This is a genomic window from Chryseobacterium sp. JK1, from assembly GCF_050632815.1.
GTDB lineage: Bacteria > Bacteroidota > Bacteroidia > Flavobacteriales > Weeksellaceae > Chryseobacterium.
In genome coordinates, this window is the sequence record NZ_JBODRU010000006.1 from 1 (window position 1) to 16,577 (window position 16,577).

Annotated in this window: 14 protein-coding genes; 6 read left to right on the forward strand and 8 right to left on the reverse strand. The window is 36.3% G+C overall.

Annotated features, from left to right (window positions below):
* Positions 1–580: 580 nt before the first annotated feature.
* Both ACQ76T_RS21920 and ACQ76T_RS21925 read right to left on the reverse strand, forming a co-directional pair.
* Positions 581–742: a bacteriocin-like protein gene (locus ACQ76T_RS21920; protein WP_431345333.1), complete on the reverse strand. Its 162-nt coding sequence runs from the start codon at positions 740–742 to the stop codon at positions 581–583.
* A 298-nt stretch (positions 743–1,040) separates the two neighbouring features.
* The gene (locus ACQ76T_RS21925; RefSeq protein WP_431345334.1) at positions 1,041–1,991 is read right to left on the reverse strand and encodes an isopenicillin N synthase family dioxygenase; all 951 of its coding nucleotides are present in this window, start codon (positions 1,989–1,991) and stop codon (positions 1,041–1,043) included.
* Between the two features lie 84 nt (positions 1,992–2,075).
* On the opposite strand from ACQ76T_RS21925, the gene menD reads away from it, so the two are divergent.
* Positions 2,076–3,752 (forward strand): 2-succinyl-5-enolpyruvyl-6-hydroxy-3-cyclohexene-1-carboxylic-acid synthase, encoded by a 1,677-nt coding sequence (gene menD / locus ACQ76T_RS21930; RefSeq protein WP_431345335.1) that lies wholly within the window; start codon positions 2,076–2,078, stop codon positions 3,750–3,752.
* On the opposite strand, the gene ACQ76T_RS21935 is transcribed toward menD, so the two are convergent.
* Complete coding sequence (locus ACQ76T_RS21935) at positions 3,749–4,375, reverse strand: aminotransferase class IV (protein WP_431345336.1); 627 nt, start codon at positions 4,373–4,375, stop codon at positions 3,749–3,751. The two genes, menD and ACQ76T_RS21935, sit on opposite strands and share 4 nt — an antisense overlap.
* Complete coding sequence (locus ACQ76T_RS21940) at positions 4,359–5,336, reverse strand: aminodeoxychorismate synthase component I (RefSeq protein WP_431345337.1); 978 nt, start codon at positions 5,334–5,336, stop codon at positions 4,359–4,361. Before ACQ76T_RS21940 ends, ACQ76T_RS21935 begins: the two co-directional genes overlap by 17 nt.
* 44 nt (positions 5,337–5,380) lie before the next feature.
* Here ACQ76T_RS21940 and ACQ76T_RS21945 point away from each other — a divergent pair, with 44 nt between their 5' ends.
* The 4 genes from ACQ76T_RS21945 (at position 5,381) to ACQ76T_RS21960 (ending at position 8,247) form a co-directional block, all read left to right on the forward strand.
* A complete protein-coding gene (locus ACQ76T_RS21945; protein ID WP_431345338.1) occupies positions 5,381–6,106 on the forward strand; it encodes a hypothetical protein in 726 nt (241 codons plus the stop codon).
* A gap of 72 nt (positions 6,107–6,178) precedes the next feature.
* Positions 6,179–6,913 carry a beta-carotene 15,15'-monooxygenase gene (locus ACQ76T_RS21950; RefSeq protein ID WP_431345339.1) on the forward strand — a complete coding sequence of 245 codons (735 nt, stop codon included), beginning with the start codon at positions 6,179–6,181 and terminating at the stop codon, positions 6,911–6,913.
* A gap of 9 nt (positions 6,914–6,922) precedes the next feature.
* Positions 6,923–7,999, forward strand: coding sequence for an AI-2E family transporter (locus tag ACQ76T_RS21955; RefSeq protein WP_431345340.1), 1,077 nt, complete (start codon positions 6,923–6,925; stop codon positions 7,997–7,999).
* 11 nt (positions 8,000–8,010) lie between these two features.
* Complete coding sequence (locus ACQ76T_RS21960) at positions 8,011–8,247, forward strand: DUF3820 family protein (protein WP_431345341.1); 237 nt, start codon at positions 8,011–8,013, stop codon at positions 8,245–8,247.
* A gap of 72 nt (positions 8,248–8,319) precedes the next feature.
* Here the strand turns inward: ACQ76T_RS21960 and uvrB are convergent, their stop codons facing one another.
* From uvrB to ACQ76T_RS21975, 3 genes are all read right to left on the reverse strand, one after another.
* Positions 8,320–10,311 (reverse strand): excinuclease ABC subunit UvrB, encoded by a 1,992-nt coding sequence (uvrB, locus tag ACQ76T_RS21965; protein ID WP_431345342.1) that lies wholly within the window; start codon positions 10,309–10,311, stop codon positions 8,320–8,322.
* A 143-nt stretch (positions 10,312–10,454) separates the two neighbouring features.
* Positions 10,455–12,224 carry a M56 family metallopeptidase gene (locus ACQ76T_RS21970; protein WP_431345343.1) on the reverse strand — a complete coding sequence of 590 codons (1,770 nt, stop codon included), beginning with the start codon at positions 12,222–12,224 and terminating at the stop codon, positions 10,455–10,457.
* Between the two features lie 2 nt (positions 12,225–12,226).
* A complete protein-coding gene (locus ACQ76T_RS21975; protein ID WP_422695039.1) occupies positions 12,227–12,598 on the reverse strand; it encodes a BlaI/MecI/CopY family transcriptional regulator in 372 nt (123 codons plus the stop codon).
* Positions 12,599–12,703: 105 nt separating this feature from the next.
* Between ACQ76T_RS21975 and ACQ76T_RS21980 the strand changes: the two genes are divergently transcribed.
* Complete coding sequence (locus ACQ76T_RS21980) at positions 12,704–13,921, forward strand: PQQ-dependent sugar dehydrogenase (protein ID WP_431345344.1); 1,218 nt, start codon at positions 12,704–12,706, stop codon at positions 13,919–13,921.
* Between the two features lie 86 nt (positions 13,922–14,007).
* Here ACQ76T_RS21980 and ACQ76T_RS21985 read toward each other — a convergent pair whose 3' ends face one another.
* Entirely contained in the window at positions 14,008–16,449 is a 2,442-nt protein-coding gene (locus ACQ76T_RS21985; RefSeq protein WP_431345345.1) for a TonB-dependent receptor plug domain-containing protein, read from the reverse strand.
* Between the last annotated feature and the right edge of the window lie 128 nt (positions 16,450–16,577).

Below are 16,577 nucleotides of genomic sequence, written 5' to 3' on the forward strand. Positions count from 1 at the left end.
CAGAAGTTAAGCCCACCAGCGCCGATGGTACTGCTAACGCGGGAGAGTAGGCCGCCGCCAGTTTTTATTTTATTTTTAAAAAATCCTTTATCTTAACGATAAAGGATTTTTTTGTTATATACAATACAATCCTCTCTTCCTTTCTTCTTTTCTATACTTAAACACTCCTATACCCATATACTCACATACTCCTATACCTATAGCTAAAGATCTCAATACTAAGGAATGTGTCGTTTATGATCTGACCTGTTCTTTTTCTTCCCGCTTCTTCTTTGTCTTTACCTTATTACTGATCGATCTTCCACCAAACTCTCACTCCGTAGGAGTTTAAACTAATATATTACTTAAACATTAAGGTTTTCTTCAACTAAGACATATTTATAGCTTCATATAAGCTTGAAAATACATCGATAGCACCTTTTCATTAGTCTTTGATCGGAAACTGAGTAACAAGCGTTAAATATAGCTTATTTAGACTACGTTAGTTTTATATAAAATCTTATTCAAATACCTCAAGGAATGCTCACAGAAAAACCGCTCCAAAAGAAGCGGCTTATCTATTACATTTTGATTTTCAATCTTACATATCATTGTTGGTATCCGGGCATTTGAAATCATCGCTACATCCAGCGCAGATGATTGTTCCATTGCAGTAGTACATGCAGAACTCTGGTTCAGGAAGTTTAGCTCCTCCGGAAATGTTTTTTAATTGGCCTTTTCTTAGTTTTTTTAAATTTTTCATATTGTTTTAATTAAAGTTTTGATAGTAAAGTAAAATTAGTTAAAATAATTTTAATTCAATGCATTATTTTATGTTAAAAAACATTTTTAATTAAATATTTTCTATGAATACTTGAATTTCATTGAGCAAGAATGTTCTTGGACCCTCAAAATTTTGAAGAATCTATTAATGAAAAGGTTTGAAAATACCAGGATCTGAAGTACCTGTATTAGTCATTGGAAAAGGTGATTGTGTAATCTTTTCTGTATAAGTAACAGAAAAATAAAAGCCAGTAATAATAAATTACCGGCTTTATTTTTTATTTCTTAATCAAGCCTAGCTCGATGAGTCTTTCATGTAAGAATTCTCCTGCTGTTGTATCTTCATATAACTTAGGGTTATTCTCGTCTACACAGTTTTCAAGTGCGTTTAAAGACATTGCACTGATGGGATGCATAAAGAAAGGAATTGAATACCTTGAGGTCGTCCACAGCTCTCTAGGTGGGTTTACCACTCTGTGAATGGTAGATTTCAGTTTGTTGTTGGTATGTCTTGAAAGCATATCTCCAACATTAATCATCAATTCATCCGCCTCTGCAATAGCATCAATCCATTCTCCGTTGTGATTCTGAACCTGAAGACCTTTACCCTGTGCTCCCATTAGGAGCGTAATAAGGTTAATATCTCCGTGTGCAGCTGCTCTTACAGCATCATCCGGTTCTTCTGTGATGGGTGGATAGTGAATGGGTCTTAAGATTGAATTTCCTTCTGCGATTTTATCATCAAAATAAAACTCATCTAAACCAAGGTGTAAGGCTAACGCTCTAAGGACATACTGCCCTGTTTTCTCAAGCATTTGGAAGGCCTCTTTACCTACCTCGTTGAATTTTGGAAGTTCATCAACGATGACATTGTCTGGATACTCAGCTTTGTATTTTGAATCATCAGACAGATACTGTCCAAAGTGCCAAAACTCTTTTAAGTCTCCTTTTTTGAAACCTTTAGCAGTCTCTTTACCGAATCCTACATATCCTCTTTGGCCACCAATTCCTGGAATCTCATACTTCTGTTTTGTTTCCACTGGTTGTTCAAAAAAGTTTTTCACCTCTCCATACAAATCATCTACTAGGTTGTCATCAAGAAAATGGCCTTTTAAAGCAACAAAACCAATTTCTTCATAAGCTTTTCCGATTTCATTTACAAATTTCTGTTTGCGTTCCGGGTTACCCGAAAGGAAATCACGCAGGTCTACACTAGGTATTTTATCCATTTTTAGAAATTTACGAACAGCAAAATTACATTTTTTTTAAATTAAATGATTTTAAAATCATTTTTTATAAGTTAAATTTGCTGTATGAAAAAATATTCTTCTAAGAAAAGTATCCAAATACTTGCACATCTTCTTCAGCAGTACGGAATTGCAGACATCGTAATTTCTCCAGGTTCAAGGAATGCTCCTTTGGCGATTCACTTTTCAGAAGTGGATAGTTTCAACTGTTATAGTATTGTAGACGAAAGAAGTGCTGCGTTTGTAGCAATAGGGATGGCAAAAAGTGAGAAAAAACCTGTTGCAGTAACTTGTACAAGTGGTTCGGCTGTAGTTAACTACTATCCTGCCGTTACAGAAGCTTTTTATCAGAATATTCCGCTTTTGGTGCTTACTGCGGATAGACCAACCGATTTTGTGGATATTTTTGATGGTCAGACGATCAGACAGAAGGACGTTTTTCATCAGCACTCTTATGGTGATTTCCAACTTGTGGAAGACAGAGAAGAGAATGCAGAAGATATTAATTTTGATACGATTAAAAAAGCAATAGAACTTTGTTTTGAAAAACAGGGACCAGTTCATATCAATATCCCTTTAGAGGAACCTTTATATGAACTGGTTTCGGAGCTTCCTACTTTTCCTACCGTTGAAAAGACAATCAAGCATAAAGAATATGAAATCCCATCCAATTTGGTGGCAGACTGGCATACGTCTCAAAGGATCATGGTGTTGGTAGGAACAAGAGAATATAGCCCCGAGTTGGAAAATCAACTGAGCCAATTGGTAAAAAACCATTCTGTGGTAGTGTTGAGTGAAGCCAATTCCAATTTATATCATGAGAAGTTTTTCAGACATATAGACCGCTATATTTTTAATTTCACTGAGGCAGATTTTAAAACATATGCTCCTGATCTTTTAATTACTGTGGGTCAGAATGTGGTTTCAAAAAAAGTGAAGCAATTCTTAAGAAGTGCAAGACCCAAGCAACATTGGCATTTGGATGAAGTTTGGCAGCCGGATACCTATTTTTCACTAACTGAAAAGATTGAAGTAAAACCGGAAGTTTTCTTTTCCAAGCTTTTAAAATATATCAACCTTGAGCCAAGACCTTATTATAATCTTTGGGATGTTTTAAGGGATAAAAAAGATGCAAGGCATGAGCAGTTCATCAATACGGTTGAGTTTTCAGACTTTTATTTTTTCAATAAAGCATCACAGACAGTACCGGAAAATTATAACATTCATTTTTCAAATTCTTCGGCTATCCGCTATGCGCAGCTCTTTGATTTTGGCAAAAGAAAAATGTACTGTAACAGAGGAACAAGCGGTATTGATGGGTCAACATCTACTGCGATGGGATTTGCCATTAAAAATGCTAACCCAACCTTACTTATTACAGGAGATCTGAGTTTTTTCTATGATATCAATGGTCTTTGGAACCAATACATTCCTCCGTTTGTAAGAATTATGATCTTCAATAACGGAGAAGGAAATATCTTTAAGATTATTCCAGGACCAGGAAATGCCAATCCAAATACACTGGATGAGTTCATTGCCACCAAGCACAGAAAAAATGCAGAACAGCTGGCTAAGCACTTTGGATTCTCTTACATCAAAGTAGAAGAGGAAGTAACTTTAGACAGGGTAATGGAGAACTTTTTCAAGCCGGATTCGCAGCCGAAAATTCTGGAAGTCAATACGCATGGTAAAAACAGCGCAGATATCCAGAAGGCTTATTTTAACTTCATGAAAGAAGGCTAAAGATCCAGATATTCATCGCTTCCCGGAAGGTTGATAATTCTGTCAATAGGATAAATAAACATATCATCGAAATCATTCAAAGCATTGATGATTTGGAAGTGCGTAAACTGCTTTATATTCTGTAGCGTGATCTCCGCTTCCTTGATCTTCTTTTGCTTCAAAAGATGCTGTCTCTGCACACCATTTAAAAGGTATGTGGTTGGGGTAAACCATTCCTTACCTTTTAGAAATAAAATATTGGAAAAAGACGTATCGGTGATATGATTGTTTTTTACAATGATAATTTCTTCAGATTTAGACTTCATTTTCATCTTATCAAGTTCCTTGCGGTCTTCAAATTTGAAAGAATAATCAAAACTGTTATTTTCTACCAGCTTAAAATCCTGAATCTCAGGAATAGCATAGGGAATCATCTGAGTACGGAATCTTTTGTCCAGATCGTAAGCAATTCTCAGTTTGAAAAGCCCATCTTCGTCATGTTGCAGATTTTTATAAATTTTGGACAGATCAATAGAACCTTCTTTCCCGAAGTTGGAGAATGTTTGGTTCACACGTTTCTGATGTAGGTCCAATAGAAAAATTTCCTGATCTTCTACTTTAATGCTTTCAATGAATTGGGACATAGATTTTATTTTTCATTTCCTGATATTCGTCTTCTAATTTACTCATGTGCGTTATTCCGCCTCCGCTCTTGAAATACAGTTGATCTCCTTCTTTTTCAATATAGCGTATCATTACACAGCTGTCTACGTTTTCACCATCGAACCAGCCGCAAACTCCTGTATAATATCCTCTTTCATAGCCTTCAGCATCCAGAATTATTTCCAGAGTTTTAGGTTTTGGTGCCCCTAAAATAGAGCCTGCAGGAAGCAATTTTTGCATAATACTTCCCAGTTTTCCTTCAAACTCAGGTTTTATATTTCCTGAAATTTCAGAACTCATTGCATAGAGATCTTTTTGACGGGTTTTGATAAAATCAATATGTTGAAACTTGTCAACCTTTACCTCGTCAGCAACCATACTCAGATCGTTTCGCAACAAATCTACGACAGTATAATGTTCAGCTTTTTCCTTTTTATCACTCTTCAGTATTTCTGCTGCATTTTCGAGAGAGGCATCAATCGTACCTTTCATGGGATAGGTCCGAATTTTACCGTCAACAATCTTCACAAAAGTTTCCGGAGAAAAAAATACAAAAAAATCTTTATAAAAAACTTTATACTTCGCATTTGAGTGATAAAAAATTTCCTCAAGGCTCAAATTGGTCTCAATTTTAGTTTTGCGGGTATAATTAACTAGGTAAGAATTTCCGAGACGAATATTTTTCTGAACTTTATCAAAACCATTTTTGAAGCTCTCCAAGCTCTCCGGAAAAGATTTCCATTCTACTTTTTTGTCTAGTTTGTGTTCTTTTTTTATGTTTGAAAATTCTTGAAAATCAATTAGTAAGCCTGATTTTTCAATTTCATTTTCCGTATAGGTTTCAACTTTCTCAGAGAGGAAGTCGATAACGAAGAAAAAGGGAACCTTCTGCAGAGAAAGCTCATCCATTTCCATAAATTTTTGATGATTCGTAGAAAACATTCGGCAAAAATAATTATTGATGTTTACTTTTGCATAAAATTTTTATGATGCAGCGCAAATATCCTCAGAAACCGGGAATAGATTTTATATTGAAGCAGGCTTTTTTTTACTGGAATAAAACACTGGTTTTTCAGTTGATGTTTTCAATTTTTTATTTTGGAGTCTTCCTTACCGTTATTTTTGTAGCGGACTTGAAGTATAATGTAATCAACGAATATATTGAGACTAGCAAATACATGAAAGATGGAATGGCAGCGTACGGATCACAATATTTGAAGATGGTTTCAACGGAAAATTTTCAACATTTTTCTCTTCTACTAGTAGGAACTACTATTTTTTTATATCCTCTTAATCTTGGATTTTATCAAATATACAGGAAAATTGACCTTAAGGAGAAACTTGAACTGAGAGATTTACTTGTTGGATATAACGGACTTAATTTTCTGAAATACATTGGATATTATATTTTCTGGTTTTTTATCTACAGATTTACAATTCCTACCGTTTTGCTGGCGGTTATTTGGGTGGCAGTGACCATATTTGTTGCTCCTCTGATGTTTTTTACCGATAAAAGGATTTTTGAAGCCATTTCTCTGAATTTTAAAGCACTTAGAATGTATTTTACAGAAATCATGGTGTGTATCATGGTTGCTTTGCTGTTTAAGTATTTGGGTTTCATGTTGTTTATTGTAGGTGGACTTTTCACATTTCCGTTCTGGAATGCCATGATTTATTCTTTATACAAGACCGTTTTTTCGGAGAAGGGCTAAAATTCAGTAAGGTTTAATATGTTTTGTTACCAAAAAAAAGTAAATTTGGTAAAATCATTAAATATTTAAACTATGTCTGAATTTAACGAATTTGATCAGCAGGGTTCTGTACCGAACAGGGAAACCGGATCAATTATTTCTCACGCTTTCGAAATGTATAAAGGGGTTTTTGGCTACGGTGTGGTTGCCATGATCGTTTATTTGCTGGGTGGATATGTCATCCAACTTATTTTCGGAGTAGATTCTGCTTCTATGGTAGAAGAAATGAGAAGTTCCGGAGGAAAATTTAACTATTGGAGTATGCCGGGTGTTCCCCTATACACAGGTACCTCATGGCTTTTTGGACTGTTGTTGAGTCCTTTGTATGTTGGATTGATTTATATGGTGAATAAGTACAATACCAAAACTCCTATTGAGTTCTCTGATTTGTTTATAGGGTACCGTCAGAATTTTGTCAATATTTTGATTTACAGTTTTCTATCTGGAATCATTTCATTAATAGCTCTGGCATTGTGTGTATTGCCTGTCATTTTTGTGTATCCTTTACTTTTAATAGGATACCCAATCCTTTTGTTTGAAAATGCCTCTGCAACTGATGCTTTAAAGAAGTCATTCAATATTGCAAAAGAAAACTATGGAATATTCCTGTTAACAGCTTTTCTGGGAATGCTGATTTCTGTAGCAGGTGTTATTCTTTGCGGAATTGGTATTATTCTTACCGCTCCATTCATGATGATTGTAATGTATTCTACTTATTGTGCATTCTTAGGAAAGCCAAGACAGATCATGTATAACAAAGAAATCTAAAAACAGAATATGAATAAAGAGAAACAGATAAGCAGTGTTGCGATCAAGCAAATTTCGTTGCTGGCTATTATTTTAATACTGGCAGGGTTGATCTGTTTTAATCTTGCATTATTCATCCCTTCGGTTTTGGGAGCCATTACCATTTATGTAGTCTGCAGGAAGTATAATTTTTATCTCCAGGAAGAAAAGAAATGGAAACCTTCACTTGCAGCATTTGCATTGATGTTTGCAAGCCTTATTGTTCTGATATTGCCCATTTATTTTATCACCGACCTTATTATTGATAAACTGGGAAATGCACAGGCATACATGGCTAAGTTCAATATTTTTTTAGATAAAATACACGATTATATTGATAAGAAAACAGGATTTGATATTCTGAGCAAAGAGAATATGAATAAACTGAAGGACTTTATAGGAAAGTTCTCCACTTCTGCACTCAGCGGAACCTTCAATACTCTTACCGTGGTAATGTCTATGTATTTTATTCTGTATTTTATGTTGGAAAGGCCAAGGCTGTTTGAAAAAATTCTCACTTCTTCTGCTCCATTAAAGAGATCCAACGTTTCTTTAATAGGTGAGAAAATGAGAAAACTGATCATGGCCAACGCTATCGGAATTCCTGTAGTCGCCATAGGTCAGGGAATAGTCGCTCTTATTGGATATCTCATATTTGGAGCTCCGGGGGCCGCTTTACTTTTTGCTTTGACGGCCGCGTCTTCAGTTATTCCTGTAGTAGGGACAGCGATTGTATATGTTCCGGTATGTATTTTTATGATTGCTGAAGGAAATACCGGCCAAGGAATTGGTTTGGCTATTTACTGTGTAGTAGTGGTTGGGCTTACAGATAATCTGCTTCGTTTCACGCTACTGAAAAAGCTGGAAAATATACATCCTTTAAATACCGTATTCGGAATTATCATGGGAATGAACCTTTTTGGCTTTATGGGACTTATTTTCGGGCCTATTCTGATCTCTCTTACCCTTCTTTTGATTCAGGTGTATAGAAATGAATTTTCGGACGAAGACGCACCTCCTGATTTGGAATTACCCAATCAAGATGATTTAAGTGAAAGATTAATTTAATTATAAAAAACGTGGAAGGAGTAAACCCGGAAATATTAAAAGAAATATGTGTTGTGAAAATGCCTTTTGGAAAACACGAAGGTACTGTGCTGGTGGATCTCCCTGTAAGCTATCTGGAATGGTTTAATCGTACCGGAATGCCGAAAGGAAAATTAGGAATGCAGCTTTCAACGGTCTATGAGATTAAGATTAATGGTCTGATGGATTTGCTGACACCTATTAGAGCAGCAATAAGAAACGGAAGATAGAAAAATATACCCGCTTAAAAAAAGACTCGGCGGCATCGAAGATGCCGCCGAGTCTTTTTTATATTCAATGAATTATGATTTCAACGCTGCAATTTCGTCTCTAAGTTTAGCTGCTTTTATAAAGTCGAGATTTTTCGCAGCCGCTTCCATTTCTTTCTGCTTTTGCTCAATCATTTTATCAATATCTTCACCGGTGTAGGAGGCTTTTGTTTCAGCCACTTTCTGCATGATTTCCTTTTGCGTGTATTTTTCATCAGGGAAATCTTTGCTTCTTCCTACCAGATTTTCAGAGATCTTTTTATTTAAGGCCTTTGGCTTTAATCCGTGATCTTCATTATACTGCATCTGTTTTGCACGGCGGTATTCTGTTTCATCCAAAGTTGCCTGCATAGATTTTGTAATCTTATCCGCATACATGATGGCTTTTCCGTTTACGTTTCTTGCTGCACGGCCAACAGTTTGGATCATAGATCTTCGGCTTCTCAACATGCCTTCCTTATCCGCATCTAGAATAGCTACAAGGGAAACTTCAGGTAAATCGAGACCTTCTCTTAAGAGATTGACTCCAATTAATACATCAAAAAGTCCCAAACGCAGATCCTGCATGATCTGAATACGCTCAAGAGTTTCTACATCAGAATGAATATATCGGGTTCTGATTCCGAATTTTGTGAAATATTTGGTCAGTTCCTCAGCCATTTTCTTAGTTAAGGTCGTTACCAGTACTCTTTCATCAGCATCAGCTCTTTTCTGAATTTCTTCCATTAAATCGTCAATCTGATTCAATGAAGGTCTTACTTCGATGATAGGATCTAAAAGTCCTGTAGGTCGGATGATCTGTTCAATATAAGCTCCTCCTGTTTTTTCCAGTTCATAGTCTGCTGGGGTTGCCGAAACATATATTACCTGATTCTGTATTGCTTCAAATTCTTCAAATTTTAAAGGTCTGTTGTCCATTGCAGCCGGAAGTCGGAATCCGTACTCTACCAAGGCTTCTTTTCGGCTTCGGTCACCACCATACATGGCATGAACCTGTGGAACTGTTACATGGCTTTCATCAATAACCATTAAGAAATCTTTAGGGAAATAATCAATCAGACAGAAAGGTCTTGTACCAGGCAATCTGCCGTCCAGATATCTTGAATAGTTTTCAATTCCTGAACAATACCCCAATTCTTTAATCATTTCAAGATCCAGCTCCGTTCTTTCCTGAAGTCTTTTAGCTTCCAGAGGTTTTCCGACTTCGCTAAAGAAATCTACCTGTTTTACCATATCGTCCTGAATCTCTTTAATGGCTCCATTTAAGGTTTCTTTGGAGGTAACGAAAAGATTAGCCGGATAGATCTGTATCTGGTCAAAATTATCTTCTACATTTCCTGAGACCGGATCAAAACTTTGAATTTTTTCAATCTCATCTCCAAAAAACTGAATTCTGATCGCATTATCAGCATAAGCAGGAAAAACATCAATGACATCTCCTTTTACCCGGAAAGTTCCTCTTTGAAATTCACTCAGAGTTCTGGCATATAATGCATTTACAAGAGAGTGAAGCAGTGCTGTTCTGGTTACTTTTTCACCAATGGCTATAGAGATGAGTGATTTGTGGAATTCGGTTGGATTTCCGATACCATAAATACAGGACACAGACGCTACAATTAAAACATCCCTTCTCCCGGAAAGAAGACTTGCCGTTGCGGAAAGACGCAATTTTTCAACTTCTTCATTGATGCTCAAGTCTTTTTCAATATAAGTTCCTGTTGTGGCAATATAAGCTTCCGGCTGATAGTAGTCGTAGTAACTCACAAAATATTCTACCGCATTTTCAGGGAAAAATTCTTTGAATTCCATAAAAAGCTGAGCAGCCAGGGTTTTGTTGTGTGCGAGAACAAGAGTAGGGCGCTGAACATTTTTTACAACATTGGCAACCGTAAATGTTTTTCCGGAACCTGTTACCCCAAGAAGCGTCTGGTATTTTTCACCAATTTCGATTCCGGCGGTAAGTTTATCAATAGCCTGAGGCTGATCTCCGGTAGGTTTATATTCTGATTGAAGCTTAAAATCCATAGGAAAGAATGTATACAACAAAAGTACGAAAGAAATTTTGAGACCGTATACAGTTTTGATAGTCAAAAACTATCATTCCTTGTTTGAGTGTTTCTTACTCTTATGATAAGAAAAAATAAAGCGCTGAAGAAGCGCTTTAACTGTTATGGACGAACAAAATTCATTGTTGCCGGAATTTTTAATACTGACGCAATGGGCTTGCCATCTTTTGTAGCGGGTTTCCATGTTGTTTCATTACTGATGGTGCTGATTGTTTTAAGGAATTCCTTGTTGAAAAGATCATTGTCACCGGAAGTTGTAATATGGGTCGCTTTACCTGTTTCATCTATGTGAACATAAGCAGTCGCCTTTATTTCTCCTTTCAGAGGATCAAGAGCGGTAACGTCCATATCTTTTCCTATTTTCTTACGAAGATCTGCCATTCCGTTTGGATATTCTGCATTGATAAAGCTTTTGTCTTCCTGTATATTTGTGTTTTTACCTTCATTGTTTTCACTTATGCTTTTCATCCTTGGAATTATTGTATCTGACTCCTTTTTTAATCCCTTTCTTTTGAAGCCCATTATAACAGATGATTTTCCTTCTTCTCTGCTTTTTTCAAAATAAGCAGGAGTCATTAAACCTACCTGATAGGATTGAGGATTTTTTGCTGTTCTGGCATTGGGATAGATTTTGCTGATATAAACATTCGAAAAATCATGGGGAGTATAATTTTTTAGATCTCTGTTTTCTATTTTTTTTGAATCAATCCAGACGGTATAATTTTTCTTGTCTAAAAATGACTTCAGTTCATTTTCTGTCGGAATTCTTTTTTTCAGTTCAGGGAGCGCAAAGAAAGTGATCTTCTGCTCATTTTTCTGATTTTCATTGAGTAATGAATACAGCTCACGAAGCCTTTTCTTGTCACTTTCGGTGACCTTATTTGAAAACTCTGTATATTTTTCCTGTTTCAAAAGGTCAGCATATTTTGCCAATATGTCTTTGAATTCCTGGTACGGATCCTGACCTGCAATTTGGGTAGGTATCTCTGCTATTCTTTCAGAAAGAAGAACTTTTGGAGAATTACCTGCGTAGGTTCTTTCGGAAAATAATGCAACTGCTGAAATTAAAACGGTGATTCCTGCTGTTTTCTTGAGCAGACTAAACTTCGATTTTTTTGCTTTCATCATAATAAATCTTTTTTTGGTGTTATTAAAATTAAATGAATGACTTAAGGATGGATTTTGTTGACTGATAATCTCTTCAAGAATCAGATTCTGATAGTCTGTAACATTGAACTGACCTTTAAGGACAGATTCATCAGCTAAAAACTCATGGTTGGTAACAATGGCTTTTCTGTACAAGAATAATGCAGGATTGAACCATGTGAATATTTTCAAGAGGTCTATCAACAGAAGATCGATGCTGTGCTTTTGATCGATATGGCTTTTCTCATGAAGAAAAATTCTCGGATCAATAGTATTGTTCTTCAGATAAATCTTTCCCATATAGATGGTATTCCAGAAACTGAAAGGAGAATGATTTTCCTCTGTAATGATGATATTACAGTTCTGATAGGTTTGTTTTTTACCTTTAATTTTTTTGATTGACAAAATGGCTAAAATGCTTTTAATCAGCAAGAAAAATGTTATTGTGACATAGATGATGCCTATTACATTCATCCAGTTAAAACTTTCCTGTACAACCGGTTGTACAAAGGTAATTTGCTCGGCAGCTTCTTCGATGACTAACTGAGGTTTTTCTTCTACCTGAGGAACACTGATCGTAATAAATGGAATGATATACGACAAAACGACAGATGACAGTAAATAAAACCGGTTGAATCTGTACATTTTCTCTTTTTCCAAAAACAGGTAATATACTGCAATGAAGATGGAAGAGCACAGAATGATTTTCAGAATTATAGCAAACATGATTATTCTTTTATCTGTTCATCGATAATATCACGAAGTTCTTTCAACTGTTTTTGGCTCAGCTTCGTATTGGACGTGAAAAATGAAGCAAACTGAGTGACAGAGCTGTTGAAAAAACGGTCAATCATAGAAGTCATTTCTTCCTTGAAATATTCCCCTTTTTCCACTTTTGGATAATATTCACGGGAATTTCCATAGAGTTTGTATCCTACCATCTCTTTGTTCTGCATTCTTTTCAATAAAGTTGCGATAGTAGTAGCAGCCGGTTTAGGTTCCGGATAGGCGTCTAGAATATCTTTCATGAAAATCTTTTTTTTCTCCCAAAGGATTTCCATTAGAATTTTCTCAGAGTCAGTGAGTTTAATCTCTTTCATTCTACAAGTTTGTAATTTGTTCTACAAATGTAGAATAAAAATTTAATTACACAAATTTTATGGCATTATTTTTCCATTCAATTTTTGTCACTTAATCATAATATTATGAAAATCAATCAATTTTACATTCCATTTCTAACCGTTTTTTTTATTTTGTCTTCATGCGAAAAGAATCCCGTAAACGCCCAAAAGATAGGTAAAGACGGAAGTGTGGAAACAGAGAAGCCTAATTCTGAATATGAGCCCGCTTTTAAAGGACAGACAAGAGCTAAAGCATTAAAAACCAATACCCCGTACAACATAGAGATTCTTAATACAGAACTCGGAAGGCCTTGGGGTATTATTAATTTGCCAGACGGAAAATTTCTTATAACGGATAAAAGAGGTTACATGAATGTTGTTTCAAAAGACGGTAAACAGGTTTCTAAAATAGAAGGCTTTCCGAAAGTAGATTCGAAAGGGCAGGGAGGAATGCTGGATGTAGCTCTCGATCCTGATTTTTCAAACAATACTATGATTTATTTCAGTTTTGCCGAGCCTTTTGGAAAGGGAAACTTAACCTCTGTAGCAAAAGGAAAATTATCTGAAGATCTAAAAAGTATTTCCGAAGTGAAAGTAATCTTCCGTGCAGAGCCTTCCTATGATGGAGATAAACATTACGGAAGCCGCCTGGCTTTCGATAAAGATGGAAATCTTTTCGTAAGTACGGGGGAAAGATCTGATAAAGTGACTAGAGTATACGCTCAGAAAACAGATAATTATTTAGGTAAAATTCTTAAAATAACAAAAGACGGCAAACCTGCTCCGGGAAATCCGTTTATAGGTAAACAAGGATATAAACCTGAAATCTATGCTTATGGTGTCCGAAATCCACAGGGGTTGGCCATAGATCCTCAAGGAAATCTTTGGGATGTGGAAATGGGGCCGAGAGGTGGAGATGAAATCAACCTGATTCAGCCGGGGAAAAATTATGGTTGGGGAGATGTTACCTATGGAATTGAGTATTCTGGTGATAAAGTAGGAAAAGGAATTACCCAAAAAGAAGGAACAGAACAGCCGGTTTATTATTGGGATCCTGTAATTTCTCCAAGCGGAGTTACTTTCTATACCGGAAATATAGAAGAATGGAAAGATAATCTGTTTATCGGATGTTTAAGCGGAGAACATATTGACCGCATCGTGATGAAAGATCGTAAAGTTGTAGGAGAAGAACGTCTTTTAGCAGATCAAAATGAACGTTTTAGGGATGTTTTGAATGGAATAGACGGAAATCTCTATGCTGTAACCGATAGTGGTAAGCTGTATAAGATTTCCAAAAAGTAAAACCCTACTACCTTAGTTATGTAGAATAAAAAAAGAGCAGCCCTGAAAAAAGAGCTGCTCTTTTTTATGAGGTATTGAGAAATAGATTAGAATTTAAAATTAAGCCTTGCAAAAACCTGTCTTCCTGCAAATCCCATTTGTACAGGGTCAAAGATTCCTCCGGCTTCTGTATTTCCTGAGGTTACATGAGCACTTTGTAAAGTAGGATATCTGTTGAACAGGTTTTTACTTCCGATGGTCAGATTTAATTTTTTTGAAAATTCATATCCGAAAGAAAGGTCGGTGGTTACTTTTGGGTTATATACCTGTTCAGAATCATCATAACCTATCAATGTTACCTTATCAAACCTTACAAGCTGTAAGTTCGCGTTGAACTTATTAATTTTATAATTGAGATTGAGGTTAATTTTAGTTTTCGGAGCCGAAGCCAGAATAAAAGCTTTTTCTCTTGCACTTAAATAAATATCTTCTTTTCCTTTCAGTTGCTCTGAAGTATTGACATTGGTGATCTCCATATCGTTGTAATTTCCTGCTAAAGTAGCGGTAAGCTTCCCAGGACCTATAATTTCATTATAACTCAAAATAAGGTCAATCCCTTTAGTTTTGGTATCTATAGCATTAGAGAAAAACTGCGCCTGATCGATATAGGAATACTGGCTTTGTATAGAAGCTGGAAAATCATCCTTGGTGAAATACCCCGTCAAAACAATTCTGTTTTTTACACGAATATAATATCCATCTACTGTTGCCGTGAATTTTCCGGTGTTGAAGGTAAATCCGGCACTTCCATTGACGGAGGTTTCCTGCTTTAGCTGAGGAATACCCAAACTGTTGGCCAGATCACTGTCATTAGAAGCCAGCTGAATGGTTACCAGTTGGCCTCCCTGGAAATTGGTAAACTGCTGACTATAATATTTCTGAGCCAAAGAAGGAGCCCTGAATCCTGTAGAAACAGATCCCCGGAATGCAAATTGAGGAGTGAAAGCATAACGGGTGGCAAATTTACCATTTAGTGTACTTCCGAAATCGTTATAATTTTCGAATCTTCCGGCAGCACTGATCATCCAGTTTTTGGTAATATCAAGCTCAGTATCTACATAAGCTGCAAAATTGTTTCTGCTTTTACCTATATCAGTAGAATAACCGGGAAAACCTTGTGAACCTCCCGGTCTGACGTCGCCGCTTAATGGATTGGTCACCAGCAAGTTTTGAGGAGTTGAAGGCGTTACAATATTTCCATTAACATCATACATCGCATAGGAAGCTTCTTCACCTTTAATAATATTGAATTTCTCATACCGGAACTCAGACCCAAAAGCGACATTAAGCCCTTCCAGTACTTTAAACTGTCTGGTTGCATTAAAGCCGGTTGTGTTCTGTAGCAGAGAATGCCCACCTGCATCAAAGCTTGTAGGTGACTTTGTGCCCAAAGTAGCATTGATCGTATTATTGATGTTATAAACAAATCTATTGTTTCCAAAGGCATTATAAACATCCACTTCCCAATTCGCTACTTTAAATTTTAAACCATTATCAAAAGTAAAATCTGTGATGTTGGTATCTTCAATCGGGTTGAATCCTGTTGGATAGACTTCAGGAATATTTCCGTCGGCATCTGCAGATCTTGTCCATGCATATGCTTTGGTGTTTCTGTGCGAAAACCCCTGACGTGAATAGAATTTTAATCCATCAGATAAAGGAAGTTCAATATTTCCGAAAAAATAGATATTCTGGGCTTTGGCATCTCCAAAACGTTGTCTTGGTGCCGGAGAAGGATCGTTGTAAATGGCAGGATTAGCATTTCTAATGGCGTATTCCTTATTAATAAACTCAGCCGTAAAGTTTCCAAAACCTCCTTTAGAACCTATTTTTGTACCCAGATTTCCGCTGAAGTCAAAAGTTCCGCCATCTATTTTATGATCAGAAACCACATCATTATTTCCGGGACTTTTGAAAAGATTCATTCCGTAGAATGCATTTCCTTCAAAACCTTTATCGCGATCATTGAGAATAACGTTGATTACTCCGGCAATAGCATCCGATCCATACTGGGCGGAAGCTCCATCACGAAGAACTTCAACTCTTTTTATAGCCCCAATCGGTATGGTGTTCATATCATATCCTGTATTTCCTCTTCCTTTGGTTCCGAAAAGATTGATCAAGGAAGATTGGTGATATCTTTTCCCATTGAGAAGCAGAAGGGTTTGGTCGGGTCCGAGACCTCTTAAAGTAGCTGGATCTACAGCATCCGCACCATCTGATCCCGATTGTTTGTTGGAGTTGAAAGAAGGCGCTGAGAACTGTAATAGCTGGTTTACTTCTACCTGTCCTGTAGCCTGGCTTACCTGTTTGATATCAATAATATCAATGGGAACCGGAGTATTGGTAACGGTTCTTTTTTTGTTCCTGCTTCCGGTGATGGCTACCTCATCGATCTTTGATTCTTTGGTGAGCGTATCCTTTACCTGTTGGGCATATGACATCGTAGAGGCCCCAAGAAAGATGATGCTAATGTGTTTTATCTTCATATTGATAAATTTGAGTGGTGATTTCGTCAAATTTATCAATATTTATTTTTAAATCGTTACTTAATTTAAATATTCGTTATTAATGTATCAATTGTTTTGGTATTATCGTAAATGATGAAAAAAAAATA